Genomic DNA, 21813 nt, shown 5'->3' on the forward strand with positions numbered 1-21813 from the left:
AGTCGGGGAGTGAATGAAGTCTATGACCCACCGAGTGCGTCCTTTCGCCAGCAGTCAGCGTCTGCCGGATATTGATGAGCCGTTGGCCAGACATGATCCGGAAGAGGCTGCTGATCAGTTGGCGGCGTTTATTCGTCGCCACCCCCGATTGATGATTCTTACTGGCGCCGGTGTCAGTACCGATTCCGGCATACCCGATTACCGTGACGGTGACGGCGCCTGGAAGCGCAAGCAGCCGGTTCAGCACCAGGCCTTTATGGGCAGCTTTGAAATCCGGCAACGATACTGGGGGCGGAGTCTGATTGGCTGGCCGGTGATGCAGAAGGCAGCGCCGAATCCCTCCCATCACTACATTTCGGAACTTGAGCAAGCAGGGCACAGTCGCCTCGTTGTGACCCAGAATGTTGACCGACTGCACCAGAGAGCTGGTACGCAAGCGGTCTTGGACTTGCACGGCCGGGCGGATGAAGTGCTGTGTATGGACTGCGGCTACCGCTGTTCCCGCGATGAAGTGCATGAGCGATGCGCGGACCTGAATCCGGGGTTTCTGAGTTATCAGGCTGGCGTGGCGCCAGACGGTGATGCCGATCTCGACGTGGATTTCTCGGATTTCCGTCTCGCGGACTGCCCGACCTGCAAGGGTATTCTCAAGCCGGATGTGGTGTTTTTCGGAGATTTTGTACCAAAGAGTCGGGTGCAAACCGCACTGGATGCCCTGAAGGCCAGCGATGGCTTGTTGGTGATCGGTTCTTCCCTGATGGTTTATTCGGGCTTTCGGTTTTGCCGGTACGGCAAAGAGTGGGAAAAGCCCATGGCGACCCTTAATCTGGGCCGCACACGGGCGGAGGATCTGGTTGATCTCAAACTGAATGCACGAATTGGCGAAACGTTGCAGGCAACGCTCCGGCAGCTTCGTTAATCAGGCGAATTTTAGGGTCTTCCGCCATTTGTGCAGCAGAAACTCGGTGTCGTGCTGCCACGGATGGAAGCTGGGTTTGAAGTAGTCCAGGTATTCCGGGATGATCGCCGTGAACATCCCTTTCGGACCCCAGAAACGATTTAGCCCGCTTGCCCAGGAGCGCAGGTTGGTAAGTTGCTTGTCTTCCCGCATAAGCTCAAAGATGAAGGCATGAATGGCCACCATGATCAGAACGGTTGCCAGCATCATGGTGCCCATGCGGATGGCGTAGTTCGCCGGGCCTTTGCCGTAGATTTCCTGGTAGGCATCAAACGCGACGGCTTTGTGTTCATTTTCCTCGACACAGTGCCATGCCCAGAGCGTGCGCATGGTCGGGTCAATCTTGCTGACCATGTCCTCGCGTTTCAGCAGTTGGGCGGAAAGAATGCCTGTGAAATGCTCCAGGGCGACGGTTGCAGCCAGGTGGGCGCGCTCGTTTTTCAATAGCGGCAGGTTTTTGACCGAAAGAAAGTTTCGAGTCCAGCCTTCCAGCCTCTTGATATCAAAGCCCTGATTGATTGCGCCCTCGTTGAAGTGTCCGTGCTCCTTGGCGTGCATGGCCTCTTGCCCGATAAAGGCGCTGATGTCTTTCTGCAGTTGCGGGTCCTCAACCTTTTCGCGTACCGCGCGAACGCTGGCCACAAAAAAACGTTCTCCATCCGGGAACAGAGCAGACAGAGCATTGAACATGTGGGTCATGAACGGGTCGTTATCGACCCAATGACGTGGAACATCGTCAAACCCGAAGTCCTGTCGGCGAACTGGAAAAGAAGCGGTTACTGCGGACATAGGAGAAGCCCCTCAATCATTGTTGTCTAACAATAATGCAGACTACGGGGTTTTCGCGGTGATGTCTGATCAGAATGGGACAGATGTTTGGCAGGAAAGACTTCTGCGCGAAAAAAGAAAAGGAGCGGCAATGCCGCTCCTTTCAACAATGTTTCAGATCTGGCAACAGTGCTTCAGATCAGGTTGTAGATAAAGACGATGGATACGGCAACTGGCGTGATGAAGCGAACGGTTGTTAGCCAGAGCTTGAAGGAGGAGTCGGACAGTGACAGTTCGTTCTTCATCGCCTGTTTCGACATAACCCAGCCAGCCATGACGGCAACCAGCAGGCCGCCCAGCGGCAACAGGATGTTGGCGGTGAAGAAGTCGAGCAGGTCAAAGATGGTCTTACCTTCCAGCATCGGGATAAAACTCAGCGGCGCAACGTCCGACCACAGGTTCAGGGACAGAATCGACGCAATACCGAGTCCCCAGCACACCAGACCAGCACCCAGGGTACTGATGGTGCGGTTCATGCCTTTCTGCTCTTCAAGCCACTCCACAATGGGCTCAAGTAACGAGATACCGGACGTCCAGGCGGCGAAAATCAGCAGAATGAAGAAGAGAGAACCGAACAGGCTGCCCATGGGCATCTGCCCAAACGCCAGCGGCAGAGTCTGGAAGATCAGACCCGGGCCAGCGCCAGGCTCCAGGCCATTGGCAAATACCACCGGGAAGATAGCGAGGCCGGCAAGCAGCGCGACACCGGTATCAATCACCGAGACCGTAATGGAGGTCTTGGCAATGGACACGTTCTTCGGCAGATAGGAGCCGTAGGCCATCATCACCGCCATACCGAGACTCAGGGTGAAAAATGCATGGCCAAGGGCAACCAGAATGCCCGAAGTGGTCAGCTTGGAGAAGTCAGGCTGGAACAGGAAGGAAACGGCTTGACCGAAGGCGCCGGTTGTCATGGCGTAGCCAACCATCACCAGCAGCAATACGAACAGGGCCGGCATCAGAATGCTGACCGCGCGTTCAAGACCGGCGCGAACGCCTTTGGCGACCACGGCCATCACCAGGCCCATAAACACGGTATGCCAGAGCAGAAGCGTGCCGGGGTCACTTAACAGCCCCGAAAAGATGGCGCCGACCGCTTCGGCAGACTGACCGGTTAACTGGCCACTGGCGGCGGTGCCGACATAGGAAACCGCCCAGCCACCAATGACAGAATAGAAGGAGAGAATCAGGAAGCCGGCGAGCACACCGACGGCGCCCACCAGTTTCCAGGCCGGGTTCAGGCCGTCTCTTTCGGTGATCAGGCGCAGGCTGTTGACGGGGCTGCGCCCTCCCCGGCGGCCAATCATGACTTCCGCCATCATGATGGGAATACCCACCACGGCGATGCAGGCCAGGTAAACAATGACAAAAGCCCCGCCACCATTTTCACCGGTGATGTACGGAAACTTCCAAATGTTGCCAAGGCCCACGGCAGAGCCGGTTGCGGCCAGAATGAAAGCGAGCCGGGAGGACCAGAGCCCCCGCTTGGCATTGGCTCCTTCAATGGCGCCATCGTATGTGGCGGATCCGGATGAAGTAACAGACATGCGTATCTCCTGCGATATTTGTTCTTGTATCAGGTGAAAAAGGGGAGCCGCGACCCCTCGCGGCTCCCAGGGGGAAGCACCGGTGTCAGGTTACCCGGCGCAAGCCAACCGCTCGGGCGCCAGCCCAGCACCTGCGGTATGCTTTCGGAAACGCTCTTCAGCCAGTTCGTTGGCGATCTCGCCTGTTGGCAAGCCCGTGCGGTCTGAGCGATTGAAAATCTCGGTGAGCGTGTCCCCGATCGTGTCCACATGGGCGCGGACCTGATCGGGGGAAGCGCCTTTGCGCTCGTAGAATACGTCGATGATGCCGCCGGCATTGATGGCAAAGTCCGGCGCATAGAGGATGTTGTGCTGTCTAAGCATGGCATCATGTTCCGGGCGATCCAGAAGGTTGTTGGCTGCACCGGCAACAATACCTGCCTTGAGTTCCGGAATACTGCGATCATTGAGTACGGCACCCATGGCACACGGGGCCACCACGTCCACAGGTAAAAACAGGATGTCTTCTGCCGAAGCCGGTTTGGCGCCCAGTTCATCAATGGCGCGTTGCATGTTCTCGGCATGAATGTCGTAGACCCAGAGATCAGCACCCGCCTCTTTCAGGTGTTTGGCGAGCCGGAAACCGACATTACCAATGCCCTGGATGGCCACTTTGAGGCCGCTCAGGTTGTCCTGCCCGAGCTTGTGTTTTACGGCTGCCTTGAGGCCGATGAATGTACCGTAAGCGGTCGCCGGGGAGGGATCGCCATTGCTTGGATTGCCATCGAAACCGATGCGGGAAGCGATGCCTGCTACGTGTTGGGTATGGCGCCCCATCACCTTGAGGTCCGGGACACTGGTGCCGGAATCTTCGGCAGCAATGTACTGGCCGCCCAGACCTTCCAAATGGCGTCCCATGGCTTCCAGCAGTGCGTCACTCTTCTGTTTTCTGGGATCGCCAATGATCACCGATTTACCGCCGCCAAGGTCCAGGTTGGCCAGGGCAGATTTGTAGGTCATACCGCGAGACAGGCGTAGCACATCACGCAGGGCTTCTTCGTCACTGGCGTAAGGGAACATCCGGCACCCGCCGAGCGCGGGGCCGCGGGAGGTGTTATGGATGGCAACAATGGCTTTGAGTCCGGTTTCCGGGTCGCAGAAAAAGGACAGGTGTTCGTGGTTATCGAACTCCGGATGGCTGAATACGTTCATGGCGTTTCACCTCATTTCCGTGACCGGCCGCTACCCTTGTGAGGCCTGCGGCGGTCGGTTGTTGTTTTAGTCAGACCGCGGCATTCGCGATTTGTTGATGTTCCCTGGCATCAGGGTTGAGCTCGGCCCGTAGTTGGCGACGCTCCTTTCGACTTGCCTCATAGGCGTGTTCTTTCACCGGGCCATAGCCACGGATCTTCTCAGGCAGATTGGCCAGCTTGCGAGCCGCATCCGCGTGGTCAGCGCTCAGGTGTTTGAGCAGGAATGCGATGTCTGTCTCGTACTCACGGATAAGCTTGCGTTCGAGGCGGCGATCCGCGGTGTAGCCGAACGGGTCCAGTGGGGTGCCTCGCAGGCCGCGGGCCTTAGCGAGCAGGGCAAAGACGGTTTCCATCCAGGGGCCAAACTTCAGCTTCCGGGGACGTTCGCCATTCCGGCTTCGGCTCAGCAGCGGCGGCGCCAGATTGAACTCCAGCTCAACCTCGCCTTCGAACTCTTCCTCCAACTGCTTGCGCAGGCTGCCATTGCTGAACAGACGGGCAACTTCGTACTCGTCCTTGTAGGCCAGCACCTTGGCGTAGTTCTCGGCAATGGCACGGAACAGCAGTGGGTCCCGCCCCAGCTTCTGGCTGATGGTCTGCTCGGCATTGCGCACCAGCTTTTCGTAACGACGTGCCAGTCCGGCATTCTGATACTCGGTCAGATGCGCCTTGTTGCGCTCGATCAGCTGGTCCGTGGTTTCCTGAATCTGAACCGGGCTGCCTTTGGGCTGGGGAAAGGCCAGTGCTTTGACCTTCTCCAGATCGTGGGCGGCGCGGCGGCCCCAGAGGAATGCCTGTTTGTTCTTGTCGATGGCGACATTGTTGAGCTCGATGGCCCGCTCAATCGAGTCAGCGCTCAACGGCAACAGGCCCTGTTGATAGGCAAAACCAACCGTGAACAGGTTGACGGCCATGCCATCGCCCATCAGCGCCTTGGCCAGACCACCGGCGTCGAGGAACCAGCTGCCGTCGGGACGGCAGGCTTCACGAACGCTCTGTTCCATGGATTCGCCGGGGAACTGAATGTCCGGGTCCCGGGTGAAAGCTGCCGGCATGGCAGCCTCGCTGTTAACCACGGCTCGGGAGAAACGGTTATCCATTTTGGCCAGGGCGTCATCGGTGGCGGCAACCATCAGGTCAAAGGCCATGATCAGGTCGGCCTCACCGGCGGGAATGCGAACGGCGTGAATGTCTTCCTGCCTGTCGCTGATTCGGATGTGGCTGACCACGGCGCCGAATTTCTGCGCCAGGCCGGTCTGATCAAGCACCGACACCCCTTTTCCTTCCAGATGCGCCGCCATGCCGAGCAGGGCGCTGACGGTGACGACACCGGTGCCACCCACGCCGGTGAGCAGGATGCCGTAGGGGTTATGGCCTTCCACCAGCACCGGCTCCGGCAATTCCGGGAAGTCTACATCGGAGCTTACACCTGCTGGCTTCTTGAGTTTGCCGCCTTTGACGGTCACGAAACTGGGGCAAAAGCCGCGTACACAGGAAAAGTCCTTGTTGCAGGCGGACTGATCAATGGTGCGTTTGCGACCGGCCTCGGTCTCTTTCGGCAACAGGGACAGGCAGTTGGACTGAATGCCGCAATCGCCACAGCCTTCGCAGACGTCGGAGTGGATCATTACCCGCTGATCCGGGTCTTCCATCGTTCCACGCTTGCGGCGGCGACGTTTCTCGGCGGCACAGGTCTGGTCGTAGATAATGACTGAGCAGCCCTCGATCTCCCGAAGCTCCCGCTGCAGGGCATCCAGATCATCTCGATGGTGGAACGTGGTGCGGTCCGCAAAGTCGGCCCGGGAGGGGTACTTGTCGATGTCGTCACTGACCACGGCAATGCGACGGACGCCTTCGCCGTACAGTTGATGGCTGATTTGTTGCACAGTCAAGGTGCCATCGACGGGCTGTCCACCGGTCATGGCCACGGCGTCGTTGTAGAGGATCTTGTAGGTAATGTTGGCGCCAGAGGCAATCGCAGCGCGGATCGCGAGCACGCCCGAGTGGAAATAGGTACCGTCGCCCAGGTTCTGAAACACGTGCTTCTGGTTGGTGAACGGTGCCTGACCCAGCCAGGTCACGCCTTCTCCTCCCATTTGGGTGAAGGTGTCCGTGCCCCGGTCCATCCAGGTCGCCATGTAATGACAGCCGATACCGCCAAGCGCACGACTGCCTTCCGGCACCTGAGTGGATGTGTTGTGCGGGCAGCCGGAACAGAAGTGCGGTGTGCGCTCCAGGCGTTCTTTGGGTTCGGCAAGGCTGTTCTCTTTTTCAGTAAGAAAGTCGAGACGCTGGCGAAGTGTGTCGTTGCAATAACGGCCATTGAGCCGGGATGCGATGGCCCGGGCCACCATGGCCGGGGTCAGCTCGGAAATAGAGGGCAGGAGCTCATGGCCCTGATCATCCAGTTTCCCGATCACCAGAGGACGCTGATGATCCTGCCATCCGTAGAGCTGGGTCTTGATTTGGTCTTCGATCAGACCACGCTTTTCTTCGACTACCAGAATTTCTTCCAGTCCCGAAGCGAACTCGAAAATGCCTTCCGGCTCCAGCGGCCAGGGCATGGCGACTTTGTAGACCGCCAGGCCAATCGCTTCCCGTTCCTCATCGCCGAGGCCCAGATCGGCCAATGCCTGGATGACGTCGAGATAGGCTTTGCCGGTGGTGATAATGCCAATTCTGGGCTGGCTGGCGCCGAGTACCGTGTGATCCAGCCGGTTGGCCCGGCAGAAGGCTTTGGCGGCTTCCAGCTTATAACGGTGCAGCCGCTCTTCCTGCTCCATGGGTTTGTCCGGCCAGCGGGAGTTGAGGCCGTCTTCCGGCAACCGGAAATCCTGAGGAATGCGGATGTTGATCCGGCTCAGATCCAGGTTCGCGGAGATGGACGAGTCCATGTTTTCTGCCAGGGCCTTGAAGCCGACCCAGCAACCACTGAAACGGGACATGGCCCAGCCATACAGCCCCATGTCCAGAATGTCCTGAATGCCTGCGGGGTTAAGCACCGGCATGGAGGCATCCATGAAACCATAATCGCTCTGGTGGGGCAGGGTTGAGGATTTGCACGCATGGTCGTCACCGGCGACTGCCAGGACACCGCCAAAGCGTGAGGTGCCTGCGGCATTGGCGTGCTTGAATACGTCACCGGTGCGATCAACGCCCGGCCCTTTGCCATACCAGAGGCTGTAGACGCCGTCGTACTTGGCGCCTTCAAAGATATTGACCTGTTGGGTGCCCCAGACGGCCGTTGCGCCGAGGTCTTCGTTGATGCCCGGCAGGAAGTGGATGTTCTGCTGCTTCAGGTAATCCCGGGCTTTCCACAGGACTTTGTCGAAGCCGCCCAGTGGTGAGCCGCGGTAGCCGGAGATAAAACCGGCTGTGTTCAGACCATTGGCTTTGTCGAGCTGGGCCTGGAGCAGGGGAAGCCGCGCGAGGGCCTGGCTTCCGTTCATGTAGACCGCCCCGGATTCTTTTTCCCAGACGTCGTTCAGGCTGGCATTTCGCAATTCATTCATGGTTATCACCGTTTCCAGAAACATCGGAGCACGGGCGCTGCCTGCGCCGGGCGTGCGGAATTCAGTTCGGAGTCAGACAGACACAGGGCGGCTTATCCGCTGATACAGAAACCTGGGGTCTGATATGACTGAATTGATGTTGTCTCAGGCCGAGTTGGCCGATGGAAACGGAGATGGCAGGCGCCAATGTCAGGGATGCCTGCGATGACGCGCAGTCTGCCCATGGGGCGTACTGAGTGTGACATGTTGAAATCCTCTCCCACCGTCGCCGGATCTCGGCGTTAGCGGTCGTCTTGTTGTTGTCGTCCGGCTTGTGGCCGGCGTTCTGATTTCATGGTCCATTTCCCGAATCGGGAGCACCCTTTTGGGGCGGGACGCAAAACAAATTAATCGCTCCGGTTGAGGGCGTCAATCACTAAAAGTAAGTTTCCGTAAACGTAAACTTTGCGGAAAATAGATGCAGGTGAAAAACTTCTCGGTAAATCAACAACTCAGCTCTTCGGAAACTACCTATACGCAGAAGCAGAAAATTTAAATAGCTTGCTTAGATGAAAAGTGCGTCGTACTCCTACCAATTGCAGCCCGCGAAAATTCGGTCAGAATTTTTTCGCCTGCTACCTATTTCCCTGTTTGTGGTGGCATTCGGCGCTGCATTCGGCCTGGCGGCTGCGCAGGCCGGATTGACCCCGCTTGAAACCCTGTTGATGAGTGGCGCCGTGTTTGCGGGTGCCTCCCAGTTTGCGGCAATTGATATGTGGGGCCCGCAGGTATCCACACTCCCGCTGCTTGCGGTGGTCTTTGCCATTAACTCCCGCCATCTCCTGATGGGGGCATCGCTGTATCCGATGCTTAAAAATGTCTCCCCGGGGAAGCGATACGGTCTTCTTCTGGTGCTAACAGACGCGAACTGGGCGGTATCTGCCCAGGAATATCAGAATGGTCGTCATAATCTGGAAGTGATTCTGGGCGGTGGCCTGGTGCTCTGGATGGCTTGGGTGATCGGGACTTTGCTCGGTGTTTATTTTGGCGGATTGCTTCAGGACCCGAAAAGTCTCGGGCTGGATATGGTTCTCGGCTGTTTCTTGTTGGCAATGGCCCTGGGAGGCAAACAGTCCCCGAGAATCCTGGTTTCCTGGACGGTCGCTGCAGTGGCTTCCCTGGCTGCCTGGAAATGGTTGCCTGCCAACATGCATGTGGTGGTGGGAGCTCTGGCTGGCGGCGTGATTGGCTATTTCTGGCTGGAAAAGCATGCCGACAGTGAACAGGTACAGGAAGAGGCGACGTCATGATTGAAACCACATCGACCGGCGTGCTCGCCCTGATTGGCCTTATGACGCTGGTCACCCTGGTTACCCGATTCGGCGGCGTATTTGCGATGTCGTTTGTACGCATCAGCCCGCGCATTGAAAGCTTCATCAATACCATGGCCAGTTCCGTATTGATCGCGATTATTATGCCGTTGGCGTTCTCGGGTGACGCCGGAGCGATTGCGGCACTGTCGACCACAGCCGCCATCATGCTGGCCACCAAAAAGCCACTGCCATCCATCGCAGCCGGTATCATTGCCGCGGGGCTTGTTCGCTACTTCCTGTGATCTCACAGGTCGTTTGTGGTTAATATTTGTTCAAGAAATCCGGCGGGGAGCCGATACGCAATTAACGCGTACAGAGGTTCCCCCGCCATGATTTCGTCCAGTCAGATTTCCTTGTTCCAGGAGAGCAGCCGCCAGGTATCGGCCGTTGACAGCACCCAGTTGCGAATCAACCAGCAGACGCCCCGGGGCGTCGGCAATGACGGGGAGAATTCGAGGGGCTCGGAACTGACCCTGTTCCGGGAAGCCGCGTATCACTACAGCAGCCAGGAGCAGTTGGCGTTCAGCAGCTCGACTCAGGTAACCGACAACAACCGATCCGCGGTGTTCACCACCGATCAGCTGGTGGAGAAAAGCTCGGAACTCTTCCTGATGGGCCAGCAGGCCATCACCGTCAGCCGTGCTGCGCTCGGTGGTGACGCCGGCGTTCAGGGCCAGGGCAGCCTTTTGGTAACGGCCGGGAAGTACATGTTCTACTCGGAAAGCGAATCCCGTTCCTTCGCCTCCACGGGCTCTATCGAACTGGATAGCGGAGAAACCGTCGACTTCACGCTGTCCCTGCGCCAATCCCAGTCCCGCAGTTACGAATACTCCGAAGTGGTCAAGATCCAGGAGCGGCCAATGACCGATCCCCTGGTGATCAACTTCGGTGCCACCACCGCACAACTCACAGACACCCTGTTTGAATTCGACATGACCGGCAATGGCGATACAGCCCAGTTTGCAACGTTGGGCGGTGGAAGCGGGTATCTGGTGTTCGACCGTAATGGCAACGGAACGGTCGACGATGGTTCGGAACTGTTCGGCCCCCAGAGCGGTTCCGGTTTCGCTGAGTTGGCGGCCTTTGATGATGACGGCAACCGTTGGATCGATGCCGGTGACGAAGTCTTCCAATCGCTGTCCGTGTGGGTTCAGACGGCCGATGGTAACGATGAACTCCGTTCTCTCAGTGAGGTTGGTGTTCAGGCGTTGTACGTGGATAGCGCTGAAGATCGTTTTACTCTGGCTAATGGACAGGGCGTTCCTTTGGGCCAGATCAAGTCTTCCGGAATCTACCTGACCACCGACGGCGACGTTCGTACCCTCGAGGAAATTGATCTTGCCGAACAGAACACGGAGCAGGCCCCGGCCGCAGAAGAGGTTCTGTTCACCACCGAGCCGCAACGCGCCCGCGGCAACAGTGGTCTTGCGGAAGTTCGCGTGGAAGCGATCCGTTCGGCTCTCGAAAAGCTCAATGAAATCCGCGAAAAGCAAAAGGCGTTTATCGAAGAATCCAAAGAGGCAGGTAAATCCGAATCCCCCCTCGATGATTACCTGAAGATCATCGACAAACTCCGATTGGAGCTCTTGAACAGTCAGGACGAGAAGAAACAGGCCGCCAGCAAATACCTGGAATTCGCCAACGTTTGAGGATAAGTACCTCTCAGGCCGGGGCGGGGGAAGGGACTCCCCAAAAACGCTGTGAATACGTCCGTGTACGCTTGGCTCCGCCATCCATGGCTCCGCACATTTTGGGGAGTCCCTTCCCCCGCCCCGGCCGTCTGGTCAGCACCTCAATCCTCAGTCATGGGGTTTGGGTTGAGCAGCGCCAGGTCTCCTATTCCAGGCAATTTGATACCAAGGGCCATCGGGTTTAGTCCAATCGACAGCCCCAGAAGATTTAGTTCAAGCCCCTCTTTGACCCCAGCCATCAGTCCGAAATAGCCACCCAGAGAAAGCTGGTAGCCGGCGCCTCCTGGCACTTCGGCCACCACGCTGTCACCGAGGTAGTCTTTGCCAATGGCATGGCCGGGGAGTGCGATATCAAGTCCCGGAACTTCCTTGATCACCCAGGCCGTGAACGTATTGCTGTTCGGTCCCGGCCAGGCTTCGTAGGTTGTCGCGTAAGGATAGCTGGCAACGGCATCGTAAATCCGGGGAATCAGCGCCTCAGCTTCCGGGCCACGGATATCGGCATACAGTTCCGGTCGGGCGCCATACCAGTGGCGATCAGGTTCGCCCGGTTGGGAATTGACCACGTATCGGCGCCATCCGGTCACCTCATGCACGCGATACTCCTCGGCGCCTTTTTCCTTGGTGGCAAGCCAGGTGTGAACCGCAAAATAACCGCGCCAGCCCCAGGTTCTCGCACCGTAGACCTGTACCACCGCGCCCTCGTATTGCTCTGGTCGTGGGGCAATGCCCGCGCTTTCCCGGCTGGCGGTTCGCCAGCTCTCGGCGCCCTGCAGTTGGCCGCTGACGGCAAGAAGCAGTGGGCCAGCCATCAGTACGAGTAGGCCGAGCAAAGGCCAGCGCGCGTATCGGAATGCTTTCTTCATTGGTGGTTTGCCCGTCGTCTGGTTGTCTTCTAGGCTCAGAATATCAGGCATCTCCGAAAAAGGAGTATTACCATGTCAGATCATCACGTGTACAAGAAAGTCGAGATCGTGGGCTCCTCAAAAAAGAGCATCGAGGACGCCATCGAAAATGCCCTGTCCGAGTGCGGCAAGAGCGTCAACAACATGGAATGGTTCGAGGTGCAGGAAACCCGTGGACACATCGTTGACGGCAAGGTGGGGCACTACCAGGTCGTCCTGAAGGTGGGGTTCCGCATTACGAATAGCTGACGTTCAGCATCCGTTGCCGGATGGCACTGACCAGCCGGTTCATCAAATCCCTCGCCTCGCCCTCATACAGGGCGTGGCACTTGTCGTGAAGAACCCGCCGGTCATGCCCTGAGGGCTCGATACTGGTATCTTTGACCAGATCGAGATACTCGCAGGCTGTCAGGTGTGCCTTGATCTCGGTGTCGATCAACCGGGTTGTCAGTTCCTCTACATTCTGATCGCAAAACGGTCGGTTACGATTCAGCAGTTGTCTGGCATCCAGTGCGGCATTGCGGGCATCAAGCCTCAGGTCCCCGGCGGGCTCGTTGTGCTCGACGGCTCGCAGAAACGCTCCCAGGCTGTCATGCAGCTTCCACAGCTGTGGCCAGATCTGATCGTAAGCCGCTTTCTCTGACTGGTACTGAGGTTCCGAGGTATCGCTGTGAATGGGCGGGCGGGGCGTCTGCTGGGCGTCGAACTGTTGAACGCGCAGATCGTCCAGTTCACGACTGAGTGTGCTGGTTCTCTGCCGGAGTGTTTCCGTTTCCCGCAAAATTCGTCGTTTGCTGACCGATGCCAGTAGCAACGCCCCTAAAGCAATCGCCAGGCTGAGAGCCGAGATCAGATCGTTCCCGGGCACGGTCAAGAATGTGGCCAGTTCCATGGGGTAAGCCTCCGTTGGATACGCCCGCATTGCTCCTTCAGTATAGGTGGTCGATCAAGGCCCTGTGGGCGGAAAGTTCAGGTCTGTCTGAATGGCAGCAGTGTTCTGGCCTCCTCAAGATAGGATTGAACCTGTTCCGACTCTTCCGCGATAAAGTCGGCGATGGCATCCCGAAACCCAGGATGAGCGATGCCATGCCAGGAGTGGGTCAGCAGGGGCTCGAAGCCACGTACCAGCTTGTGTTCTCCCTGGGCGCCAGCGTCGAAGTGTTTCAGCCCGAGGTCGATAGCCAGCTCAATGCCCTGGTAATAGCACGTTTCAAAGTGCAGGTGGTTGTATTCTTCCAGGCAGCCCCAGTAGCGACCGTACAGCGTATTCTCACCGTTCAGAAACAGAGCGCCGGCAATCATCTGGTCATCCTTGTCGGCGATGATCAGGTGCAGATGCTCGGGCAGACGGTCCCGTAGCCGGGTGAAAAAATCCCGATTGAGGTAGGGCCGCTGGCCGCGTTTCAGGTACGTGGCCTGGTAAAACACGAAAAAGGCGGCCAGCGCATGATCGGTGATATCAGTGCCGCTAACACGGCGAAACCCGATGCCCTGATCGATAACCTGGCGCCGTTCCTTGCGGATGGACTTTCGTTTTCGGGAGGTCAACTCTGCCAGAAATCCCTCGAAGTCTTCGTAATGCCGGTTGTGCCAGTGGAACTGACAGCCAATTCGGTGGAGCTGATCCTCACCTTGCAGCAGTTCCTGATCCCGGGCATCCGGAAACAGCAGATGCCAGGAGTGGGCGCCCAGCCGGTTGATCAGGGTGTCCAGCAGATCGTGAAGCTGAGCGGGTGTCAATTGGTTCCTCAAGGAGTCCGAAAACAGCAATCGAGGCCCCTGGGAAGGGGTAAATGGCACCGCCATCAACAGTTTGGGGTAGTACTCCATGCCGTAGCGCTGGTATGCGTCGGCCCAGGCCCAGTCAAACACATACTCGCCCATGGAGTGGGACTTCATGTAGGCCGGTGCCAGCCCTGCAAGACGGCCATCAACGCGAAATACGAGATAGCAAGGCCGCCATCCGGTCTGCACCGTGGTGCAACCCGATTCTTCGAGGGCCTGAAAAAATTCATGACGCAGGAAGGGGGTGGCAGTGCCGGCCAGGTGATTCCAGTCGGCACGGGGGATCTCGTCGATGCTCTGGACCGTTTCCACGGTCAGGGACGGTGTTCCGGGGTCTGGCATGGGTCGGAAAGCTCCTTTCGGTTGTCCCGATACCATACGCCAGATTCCCGTTGTTGATCACTTCTCTTCGTTGTTATCCAGAACGCGGTCGCAGCGTTTTTCCATCTTGCCGCGATACTTGTCCATGCGTTTCTGATGCTTTTCGAACTGCTCCTGCTGAATCTCCTGCCAGATTTCTCGTTGTTCATCGGTCAGCTGCAGGCGATCGGCCATCGCCGCGCGACGTTCCTGCATTTCAGCCCTGCGTTGCTCACGGTTGAAGGGCCCATTGCCTTCCCGAAACTGTTCGCACATCTGCTCGATGTCGTGCTTGCCCCGGGAGTGATCGCCATTACGCTCGTGCGCAAAGGCGAACGGGCTTGTGGCAGCCAGGGTGGATGCCAGTATGCCGGCGGCTATGAGGGCGCGTTTACGAGTAGTCATGATCGGTACCTCTGGGTGAGTGACCCGGATGGGGTCGGTTGTTAAGACAACACCATGGTACCGCTGGCTTTCGTCAGCGAGCGTCAGTGCTTTGTAAAGGTTCTGCAAAGGAAATTGACTCGCGCCGGCGGGTTTGCGGGCGCGTGATAGACTGCAGGCATCGGCATGGGAGGTAGAGAATGCAGAATCGGGTGCTGCTCATTGAAGATGATGAAGAACTGCGTCAGTTGCTGGCCCGTTACCTCAGCAATCAGGGGTTTACGGTGCGTGAAGCGGCCAATGGCCGTGATGGTCTGAGGCTGGCACTGGGGCAGGACTGCGACATCGTGATCCTCGATATCATGCTCCCGGATATCAGCGGCCTTGACGTGCTGCGTGAGCTGCGGGCGCAGACCCATCTTCCGGTGGTACTTCTGACCGCCCGGGGCGATGAAACCGACCGGATTGTCGGTTTCGAAGTCGGCGCCGATGACTACATTCCCAAGCCCTGCAATCCCCGGGAACTGGTCGCGCGTCTGCAGGCGCTTTTGCGGCGAATCGCCTGGGATCAGAAGAACGAGGTCGATGGGGCGCGGGTCTACGGCGACTTGCGGGTAGAGCCAGCGCATCGCCGGGTCTATCAGGGCCAGGCGCCGGTTGAGTTAACGGCGACAGAGTATGAAGTATTGCTGGTCCTGCTCGCTCATGCCGGCAGCGTAGTGCGCAAGACCGATTTGATGCAATGGGCCCTCGGAAGGCGGCTGGAAGCCTATGACCGGACCCTGGATATGCACATCAGTAACCTGCGCAAAAAACTGGGGAATGACGATCCGCCGAGAATCGAAACCGTGCGCGGATTGGGCTATAGCTATCGGGTGCCCGTGTGAAAAAGCGATTCATGTTTCCGCTGTTCTGGCGGATATTCCTGCTGATCTGGCTGGCCATGGCCATTACGGTGTTGGTGGGCAATCTTGCGACCCACGCATTGCTTGAACGTGAGCGAGAAACCATTGAACGCCAGGTCGGGCTTCGCGACATGGGGTATGAAGCGATCCGTATCCGTGCAACAGAGGGACGAAGGGCAGCCTTCGGTTTTCTGCGGGAACAGGGCCGGCAGATGGACCTTCACGTGCTACTGATCGAGAATCGGGAACAGGACGGCCGCCTGCCACCGGCCATTCGTGAGCGCATCAAATCAGGCTGGTATCGACATCAACCGGCCGTGATTGATCTGTCTGACCAGTATCAGCTTATCGCTTGGCCCCGCGGCCACGGCAGTGGTTGGCTGGATCCGGATGTGTTCCGGCTGCTCGAGTTAGTTGTCGGCTTCGTGATGATCACGCTGGCCTGCTGGTTGATCGCACGGGTTGTGTCCCGTCCGCTCAGACATATGGAGCGGACCGCCAGACTGATTGCAGGGGGCCGAACCGGTTTAAGGGTAAATGATCGAATCGCGAACCGGCGGGATGAGGTCGGTCAGCTGGCCGTTGCCTTTAACGCCATGACCGACCAACTCTGTGACCTGCTGGAACGTCAGCGACACCTGCTGCGGGATATCTCCCACGATCTGCGCACCCCTCTGGCGCGTCAGCGGGTCGCGATTGAGCTGGCCAGTGAGAGTGGGGCGGACGAAGAACTGATGGCCAGTATTCTTCGTCAGAACGAACGTCTTGAAACGATGACGGCCCAGATTCTGACGCTCTACCGGGTTACCGAACAGGGTAATGAAATCGAGCGGGAGTCTGTGAGACCGGTCCATCTGATCAATCACGTACTGCAGGATGCGGCAGACTACGCAGAACAGCAGGGCGTGGATTGTCACCTGCAGGCCAGGGGCGACGTGTCCGATGTGACGGTGCTTGGCGATGCCACGCTGTTGCAGAGAGCTCTGGATAACATTGTCCAGAATGCCCTGGATCACACCCCGCCAGGGAGAACCGTTCAGGTGGGGCTGAGTCGTGATGATCGTTGGGTCCGGGTGGATGTCCGGGACGAAGGTGAGGGGGTGGACGAGGCTCTGCTGTCACAATTGTTTGAGCCGTTCTTCCAGGCAGACAAGTCCCGCGGAGGCTCGGGATGGGGATTGGGCCTGGCCATTGCCCGGGATATTGTCAGGGCGCACGATGGTAAGATCAGCGCCACCAATGACACTGACGGCGGCTTACGGGTTACCGTCCTGTTGCCGCTGTTTACCGCGGGCTGATGGGGTCGGGGCCTGAAGATTCTCGTCGTCTGGTTTAAGATCAGCGGCTCCGGAAAAATCGATCCCTTCCTGAAGTTCGTCTTCTTCGAAACGGATGCCGCAGGCCGCTTTGCGGATCTTCGCGGGTTGGGCAGTCCCGGGGCTGCCATTTTCTTGGTTATCTGACATAAGGCACCTCACAATATGAGCAAAGATTACCCGGTTCCCGCAGGATACCTTGAGCGGGAAACGGAAGTGAAGAAAAGCCGCTTTATTGCCCGGGTGGTGCCGGTCGGTTCTCGTGAAGAGGTAAAGACCTGGGTCGAAAAGGCGCACCGGGAGCATCCGGATGCACGCCATGTGTGCTGGGGATATCAGATTGGACGCCCCGGCTCCGCCGCCGAAGCCGCAATGAACGATGATGGCGAGCCATCCGGAACGGCCGGAAAGCCCATTCTCAATGTGATTCAGCACAAGGATATGGGCGATGTGCTGGTGATCGTGATTCGCTATTTCGGCGGCATCAAGCTGGGCGCTGGCGGGTTGGTCCGGGCGTATGCCGGTGCCGCAGAGAGCGTGTTATCGGCCGTTGAACGTGTGGTTCAGCAGCCTGTGGTCGAGACTGTCGTCACCATGTCGTTTGCCGATGAGCAGCCCGTGCGACACTGGTGTGAGGTCCATGGAGCGGTTGTGGAATCGGTGGATTACGCAGCCTCTGTGACGGCTCACCTTCAGGTGCCGGAAAACGGTGTGGATGACTTCGTGGCATTTTGTGAGGCCCAGAAGCTCGATTACAGTTTGGAAAGGTGAGGGAATAAACGGGCATCGTTGATCGTAGGCTGTGCGTATACTGGTTTTGAGGATGTAGGCAAATAGGGGGAACACCATGATACGTATTCTGTTGATGTCGTTCGTTGTTCTGGCGATGGCTGGTTGTGCCAGTAACGTGGTCACGGACTACAGTTCGACGGCTGTCTTTGGCAACTATTCAACCTGGGCGTTTGCCCCGGAGGCGGGTGAGTCCTCGTTTGTTTCTCTGGATGGAACGCGGGTCCAGGCTGCCGTAGAACGAGAGCTGAATCGAAAGGCCATGAGAAAGGCGCCGGATAACGACGCTGATTTGCTGGTTAACTGGCAGATCGTCGAAGAAGACAGGCTGGATCGCACTGGCGTGGGGCTTGGATTTGGTTTCGGCAGTGGTAATTTTGGTTGGGCGCTCTCGTCGGCTCCGCCGATCCGTGAGGTTAAAGAAGGCAAGCTGGTCGTAGAGCTGGTTGATACCTCGACCAAACAGGTTGTGTGGCGAGCGGCCAGTCGCCGTTACCTGACGGAGAGTCAGTCCCCTGAGAGCCGGCGGGAGTTGATCGATGAGGTGGTCGCGGAGATGTTTTCGAAGTACCCTCCGGGCCTTGATTGATTCATCTGAAGGAATTGACGGTTAGCAGAATGGGAATGAAGAAACGTGCGGAAGGCGGTCTGGTATTCTCGACAGAACAGGGCCGCATGTGTCCGGGTTGTCGCAATCCGGTATCTGATTGCACCTGTGGGCAACCTGAGCGCCCCCAGGGTGACGGTGTGGTGCGTGTCAGCCGTGAGACGAAAGGTCGTAAGGGCAAGGGCGTTACCCTGGTGACAGGCATTCCCATGGATGACAAGGAACTCAAGGCCTACGCGAAAGTCCTGAAAGCCAAGTGTGGCACCGGCGGAACCGTCAAGGACGGTGTCGTCGAGATTCAGGGCGACCAGAGAGATATCCTGGTTCCGTTGCTTGAGGCCAAGGGGTGGACCGTAAAACGCGCTGGTGGCTGATGGTATTACACACAAGCCATTGATCCACGCGTTACAATACCCCGTGTGGCAACTCCCCAAATTTCAAACTGATGGAATCCTCAAGAGGCGGCAGCCCATCTGTCACCCCGGCAGGAGCTCCTTTGACCGGAGGAAAACATGCATATACTGGTTCTTGGCGCTGGCGTCGTCGGCATTACCACCGCCTGGTTTCTGCAAAAACAGGGGCACCAGGTTACGGTGATCGACCGGCAGAACCTCGCAGGCGTTGAAACCAGTTACGCAAACGGTGGGCAGATTTCGGTATCCCACGCGGAGCCCTGGGCCAACCCGTCGGCGCCGCTCAAGGTTCTCAAATGGCTGACCCAACCCGATGCGCCCCTGCTGTTCCGCCCCAAGCTGGACCCGGCCCAGTGGCGCTGGGCACTGTCTTTCCTCGGTGAGTGCACGTCGGCCAAGGCGGCGCACAACATTCGCCAGATGGTGAACCTCGGGACCTACAGTCGTGACCAGTTGCAGGCTCTCAGGAAGGAAACCGGCCTTCAGTACGATCACCTTGAGAAAGGCATTCTGCATTTCTACACCAACCCGGCAGAATTTGACGGCGCCAGAGAACCGACCCGAATCATGCAGGATCTCGGGTGTGACCGGCAGATCATTGATGCCAATCGGGCGGTAGAGTTGGAGCCCGCACTGAAACCGATCCGGGACCGGATTGCCGGTGCGACCTACACCGCAGAGGACGAGTCCGGCGACGCCCGTAAGTTCACCCAGAACCTCGCGAAGCTCTGCGCCGAGGCTGGCGTTGAGTTTCGATACGGTACGGAGGTCGTCGGTTTCGATCAGGCCGGAGACCGGATACTCGGGGTCAGAACAATCCATGAAGGGCACCACGAAACGCTGAGAGCCGACTCCTACGTGCTCAGCCTGGGTAGCTTTAGTGCCATTCTCGCCCGCAAGATCGGGTTATTTCTGAACATCTATCCGGCCAAGGGCTATTCCATCACGGTGCCGGTCAGGAACGAAGAAGCGGCCTTCAATGTCAGCCTCACGGATGACGAGTATAAGCTGGTTTACTCTCGCCTGGGCGACCGCCTAAGGGTTGCGGGGACTGCTGAGCTCAGTGGCTACGGCAGGGAACTCGATATGACCCGGTGCCGGGCAATTGTGCGTCGCTCGGCGGAGGTGATGCCTGAGGCTGCCTACTGGGATCAGGCCGAGTTCTGGACCGGTTTGCGGCCGGCGACACCGTCCAATGTGCCGTACATCGGGAAGAGCCATTTCGCCAACCTCTACCTGAATACCGGTCACGGTACATTGGGCTGGACCCATTCGTGCGGATCGGCCGCGGCGCTGGCCGACATTGTGTCAGGCCGTAAACCAGGCGTGGATTTCACCTTTACCGGCCTCTGACCCTGCCTTTTGAAACCGTGGTTCTTCTGGCCTGAAAAGCCACGGTTTTGTCATCTGAAGTACATAAACTGTCCTCAACCTGTGATCTCCATCACGAAATTGCGGCCGCTGATTCGGGCCCTGAACAATAACTACGGAGAGCAGAATGGACAGGCAACGCCGTGCAGTCGTTAAAGGACTTGCTGCTACGTCTTTTACTGCGCTGACCGCTTGTGGCGGCAGCAGTACTTCGAACACCGAAACCGGTATTTCAACGAACGATGCAGGTGTGGTTGCCGGCGACAACGCGAATGTCCCGCAGGTTGCCTTCAACCATGGGGTTGCATCCGGTGATCCCTTGAGCGATCGAGTCGTGCTCTGGACTCGGGTAACGCCAACCGCCACCTTGCCCAGGGATGTCGAGAGTGTTCCTGTGCGTGTCACTATCGCCAGAGATCGCGATATGACTGACAAAGTCGGGCAGCTGAGTGTAACCACCAGCCCTGAAAACGACTTTTGTGTGAAGGTCGACGTGGCCGGCCTGAAGGCGAATACCTGGTATTACTATCAGTTTTCGGTTGGTAACCAGTCCTCACCCGTCGGTCGAACAAGAACCTTTCCCGAAGCGTCTGTTTCCAGTGAACGTGCCCGCTTTGCGGTCGTGTCATGCTCCAACTACGCCTATGGCCTGTTTTCGGTGTACAAAGCCGTCAGCGAGCACAGCGACCTGGATTTTATCCTGCACCTGGGGGATTACATCTACGAGTACGGTGCTGGTGAGTATGGAGATTTTCCCGGTCGGGAACCACTTCCAGCCCATGAAATCATTGGACTGTCTGACTACCGTCAGCGTCATGCCCAGTACAAGTCGGACGAAAACCTGCAGGCGGTTCATCAGCAATTCCCGATGATCTGTATCTGGGATGACCATGAGTCAGCGAATGACAGTTACGTTGATGGGGCAGAAAACCATGACGAAGCGACGGAGGGGGCGTGGACCGATCGGAGGGCATCGGCGGTCAGAGCTTATTACGAATGGCTTCCCATTCGTGAAGGAAACACCGAGACCCGACATCTGTGGCGTAGGTTTCAGTTTGGCAACCTGATTGATCTCTTTATGCTGGACACTCGCCTGGAAGGCAGGAATGCCCAAGTCTCGTCGGCGGCTGATCCGGCACGATTCGATGCTGAACGCAGGATCATGAGTGCACAGCAGTTGGAATGGCTGACGGATGGACTTTCAACGTCAGTCGCTCACTGGCGCATGATCGGTCAGCAGGTCATGTTTGCTGAACTCAATATCCTTCGGGTTCTGGACGCTGCTCGGACTTTGGGAATGGAGGATGTATCCGCATTCAACGGACAGCTGCTGTCGCTGAATATGGATCAGTGGGACGGCTACGTTGCCGACCGTGAACGTGTGCTTCAGGCGCTGGCGGAAGGCGTCGGGAATACCGTTATTTTTACGGGTGACATTCACACCTCCTGGGCCAATGAGGTGTACGCCGATTCTGCAAACCTCGTCGAAAACGCGCTGGCAAGCCCGTTGGCAACAGAGTTTGTAACACCCTCGGTGACATCGCCCGGATTTCCTGAGGAGATTGCCGATCTTGCCGCCGCGGCGGTTCGTTTGGCCAACCCTCACATGAAGTATGTCGAACTCAAATCGCCAGGATTTATTCTGGTGGATGTTACCCGGGAGCGGACCCAGTCCGAGTTCTATTACGTTAGAAGCATCTCCAGCGCTGACAGCCTGGGCGACATCGACCCGGCCAAGACGAAGGTCGTCGGTATCGAGAGCGGTGGACGCGGGATCTATGAGGATTACCCCGCATCCGAACCCAGAGCTGTCCGCACGGCACTGCTCAATCCTCCCGTGCGTCAAGTTGTCAGTTAA

General features: G+C 57.8%; 21 protein-coding genes. 12 read left to right on the top strand and 9 right to left on the bottom strand.

Annotated elements, in window-relative coordinates:
* Positions 1-13: 13 nt before the first annotated feature.
* Positions 14-919, top strand: a complete 906-nt coding sequence (locus tag D777_RS07905) for an NAD-dependent protein deacetylase (protein ID WP_036130330.1) — start codon at positions 14-16, stop codon at positions 917-919.
* On the opposite strand, the gene D777_RS07910 is transcribed toward D777_RS07905, so the two are convergent.
* From D777_RS07910 to D777_RS07925, 4 genes are all read right to left on the bottom strand, one after another.
* On the bottom strand, positions 920-1747 hold the full coding sequence (locus tag D777_RS07910) for a metal-dependent hydrolase (RefSeq protein ID WP_036130332.1): 828 nt from the start codon (positions 1745-1747) through the stop codon (positions 920-922).
* 173 nt (positions 1748-1920) lie between these two features.
* Positions 1921-3333 carry a sodium-dependent transporter gene (locus tag D777_RS07915; protein ID WP_036130334.1) on the bottom strand — a complete coding sequence of 471 codons (1413 nt, stop codon included), beginning with the start codon at positions 3331-3333 and terminating at the stop codon, positions 1921-1923.
* A 90-nt stretch (positions 3334-3423) separates the two neighbouring features.
* Positions 3424-4524 (bottom strand): Glu/Leu/Phe/Val family dehydrogenase, encoded by a 1101-nt coding sequence (locus tag D777_RS07920; RefSeq protein ID WP_036130337.1) that lies wholly within the window; start codon positions 4522-4524, stop codon positions 3424-3426.
* A gap of 70 nt (positions 4525-4594) precedes the next feature.
* Positions 4595-8077 (bottom strand): indolepyruvate ferredoxin oxidoreductase family protein, encoded by a 3483-nt coding sequence (locus D777_RS07925; RefSeq protein WP_150112629.1) that lies wholly within the window; start codon positions 8075-8077, stop codon positions 4595-4597.
* A gap of 548 nt (positions 8078-8625) precedes the next feature.
* Between D777_RS07925 and D777_RS07930 the strand changes: the two genes are divergently transcribed.
* From D777_RS07930 to D777_RS07940, 3 genes are all read left to right on the top strand, one after another.
* The gene (locus tag D777_RS07930; protein WP_036130339.1) at positions 8626-9366 is read left to right on the top strand and encodes an AzlC family ABC transporter permease; all 741 of its coding nucleotides are present in this window, start codon (positions 8626-8628) and stop codon (positions 9364-9366) included.
* The gene (locus D777_RS07935) at positions 9363-9671 is read left to right on the top strand and encodes an AzlD family protein (RefSeq protein WP_036130341.1); all 309 of its coding nucleotides are present in this window, start codon (positions 9363-9365) and stop codon (positions 9669-9671) included. The genes D777_RS07930 and D777_RS07935 overlap by 4 nt, the downstream gene beginning before the upstream one ends.
* Before the next feature lie 87 nt (positions 9672-9758).
* Positions 9759-11078 carry a hypothetical protein gene (locus tag D777_RS07940; RefSeq protein WP_036130344.1) on the top strand — a complete coding sequence of 440 codons (1320 nt, stop codon included), beginning with the start codon at positions 9759-9761 and terminating at the stop codon, positions 11076-11078.
* Between the two features lie 143 nt (positions 11079-11221).
* Here D777_RS07940 and D777_RS07945 read toward each other — a convergent pair whose 3' ends face one another.
* Positions 11222-11986 carry a DUF3750 domain-containing protein gene (locus D777_RS07945; RefSeq protein WP_036131203.1) on the bottom strand — a complete coding sequence of 255 codons (765 nt, stop codon included), beginning with the start codon at positions 11984-11986 and terminating at the stop codon, positions 11222-11224.
* A gap of 72 nt (positions 11987-12058) precedes the next feature.
* Between D777_RS07945 and D777_RS07950 the strand changes: the two genes are divergently transcribed.
* Positions 12059-12274, top strand: coding sequence for a dodecin (locus tag D777_RS07950; protein WP_036130346.1), 216 nt, complete (start codon positions 12059-12061; stop codon positions 12272-12274).
* Here D777_RS07950 and D777_RS07955 read toward each other — a convergent pair.
* The 3 genes from D777_RS07955 to D777_RS07965 all read right to left on the bottom strand — a co-directional run bounded on the left by D777_RS07955 (position 12261) and on the right by D777_RS07965 (position 14575).
* Entirely contained in the window at positions 12261-12917 is a 657-nt protein-coding gene (locus tag D777_RS07955) for a hypothetical protein (protein ID WP_051669012.1), read from the bottom strand. The two genes, D777_RS07950 and D777_RS07955, sit on opposite strands and share 14 nt — an antisense overlap.
* 77 nt (positions 12918-12994) lie before the next feature.
* The gene (locus tag D777_RS07960) at positions 12995-14152 is read right to left on the bottom strand and encodes a GNAT family N-acetyltransferase (protein ID WP_036130348.1); all 1158 of its coding nucleotides are present in this window, start codon (positions 14150-14152) and stop codon (positions 12995-12997) included.
* A gap of 57 nt (positions 14153-14209) precedes the next feature.
* Positions 14210-14575: a hypothetical protein gene (locus D777_RS07965; protein ID WP_036131210.1), complete on the bottom strand. Its 366-nt coding sequence runs from the start codon at positions 14573-14575 to the stop codon at positions 14210-14212.
* Positions 14576-14754: 179 nt separating this feature from the next.
* On the opposite strand from D777_RS07965, the gene D777_RS07970 reads away from it, so the two are divergent.
* Both D777_RS07970 and D777_RS07975 read left to right on the top strand, forming a co-directional pair.
* Entirely contained in the window at positions 14755-15441 is a 687-nt protein-coding gene (locus tag D777_RS07970) for a response regulator transcription factor (protein WP_036130351.1), read from the top strand.
* Entirely contained in the window at positions 15438-16757 is a 1320-nt protein-coding gene (locus D777_RS07975) for a sensor histidine kinase (protein ID WP_036130354.1), read from the top strand. The genes D777_RS07970 and D777_RS07975 overlap by 4 nt, the downstream gene beginning before the upstream one ends.
* Here D777_RS07975 and D777_RS07980 read toward each other — a convergent pair.
* Positions 16716-16925 carry a hypothetical protein gene (locus tag D777_RS07980; protein WP_036130356.1) on the bottom strand — a complete coding sequence of 70 codons (210 nt, stop codon included), beginning with the start codon at positions 16923-16925 and terminating at the stop codon, positions 16716-16718. The genes D777_RS07975 and D777_RS07980 overlap by 42 nt on opposite strands.
* A gap of 15 nt (positions 16926-16940) precedes the next feature.
* On the opposite strand from D777_RS07980, the gene D777_RS07985 reads away from it, so the two are divergent.
* The 5 genes from D777_RS07985 (at position 16941) to D777_RS08005 (ending at position 21813) form a co-directional block, all read left to right on the top strand.
* On the top strand, positions 16941-17546 hold the full coding sequence (locus D777_RS07985) for a YigZ family protein (protein ID WP_036130357.1): 606 nt from the start codon (positions 16941-16943) through the stop codon (positions 17544-17546).
* 76 nt (positions 17547-17622) lie between these two features.
* Positions 17623-18153 (top strand): DUF4136 domain-containing protein, encoded by a 531-nt coding sequence (locus D777_RS07990; RefSeq protein ID WP_036130359.1) that lies wholly within the window; start codon positions 17623-17625, stop codon positions 18151-18153.
* Between the two features lie 35 nt (positions 18154-18188).
* Entirely contained in the window at positions 18189-18545 is a 357-nt protein-coding gene (locus D777_RS07995; protein WP_036130363.1) for a translation initiation factor Sui1, read from the top strand.
* A 138-nt stretch (positions 18546-18683) separates the two neighbouring features.
* The gene (locus tag D777_RS08000) at positions 18684-19937 is read left to right on the top strand and encodes a D-amino acid dehydrogenase (protein ID WP_036130366.1); all 1254 of its coding nucleotides are present in this window, start codon (positions 18684-18686) and stop codon (positions 19935-19937) included.
* A 145-nt stretch (positions 19938-20082) separates the two neighbouring features.
* Positions 20083-21813 carry an alkaline phosphatase D family protein gene (locus D777_RS08005; protein WP_036130369.1) on the top strand — a complete coding sequence of 577 codons (1731 nt, stop codon included), beginning with the start codon at positions 20083-20085 and terminating at the stop codon, positions 21811-21813.

It is taken from the genome of Marinobacter nitratireducens (assembly GCF_000708045.1).
Lineage (GTDB): Bacteria > Pseudomonadota > Gammaproteobacteria > Pseudomonadales > Oleiphilaceae > Marinobacter > Marinobacter nitratireducens.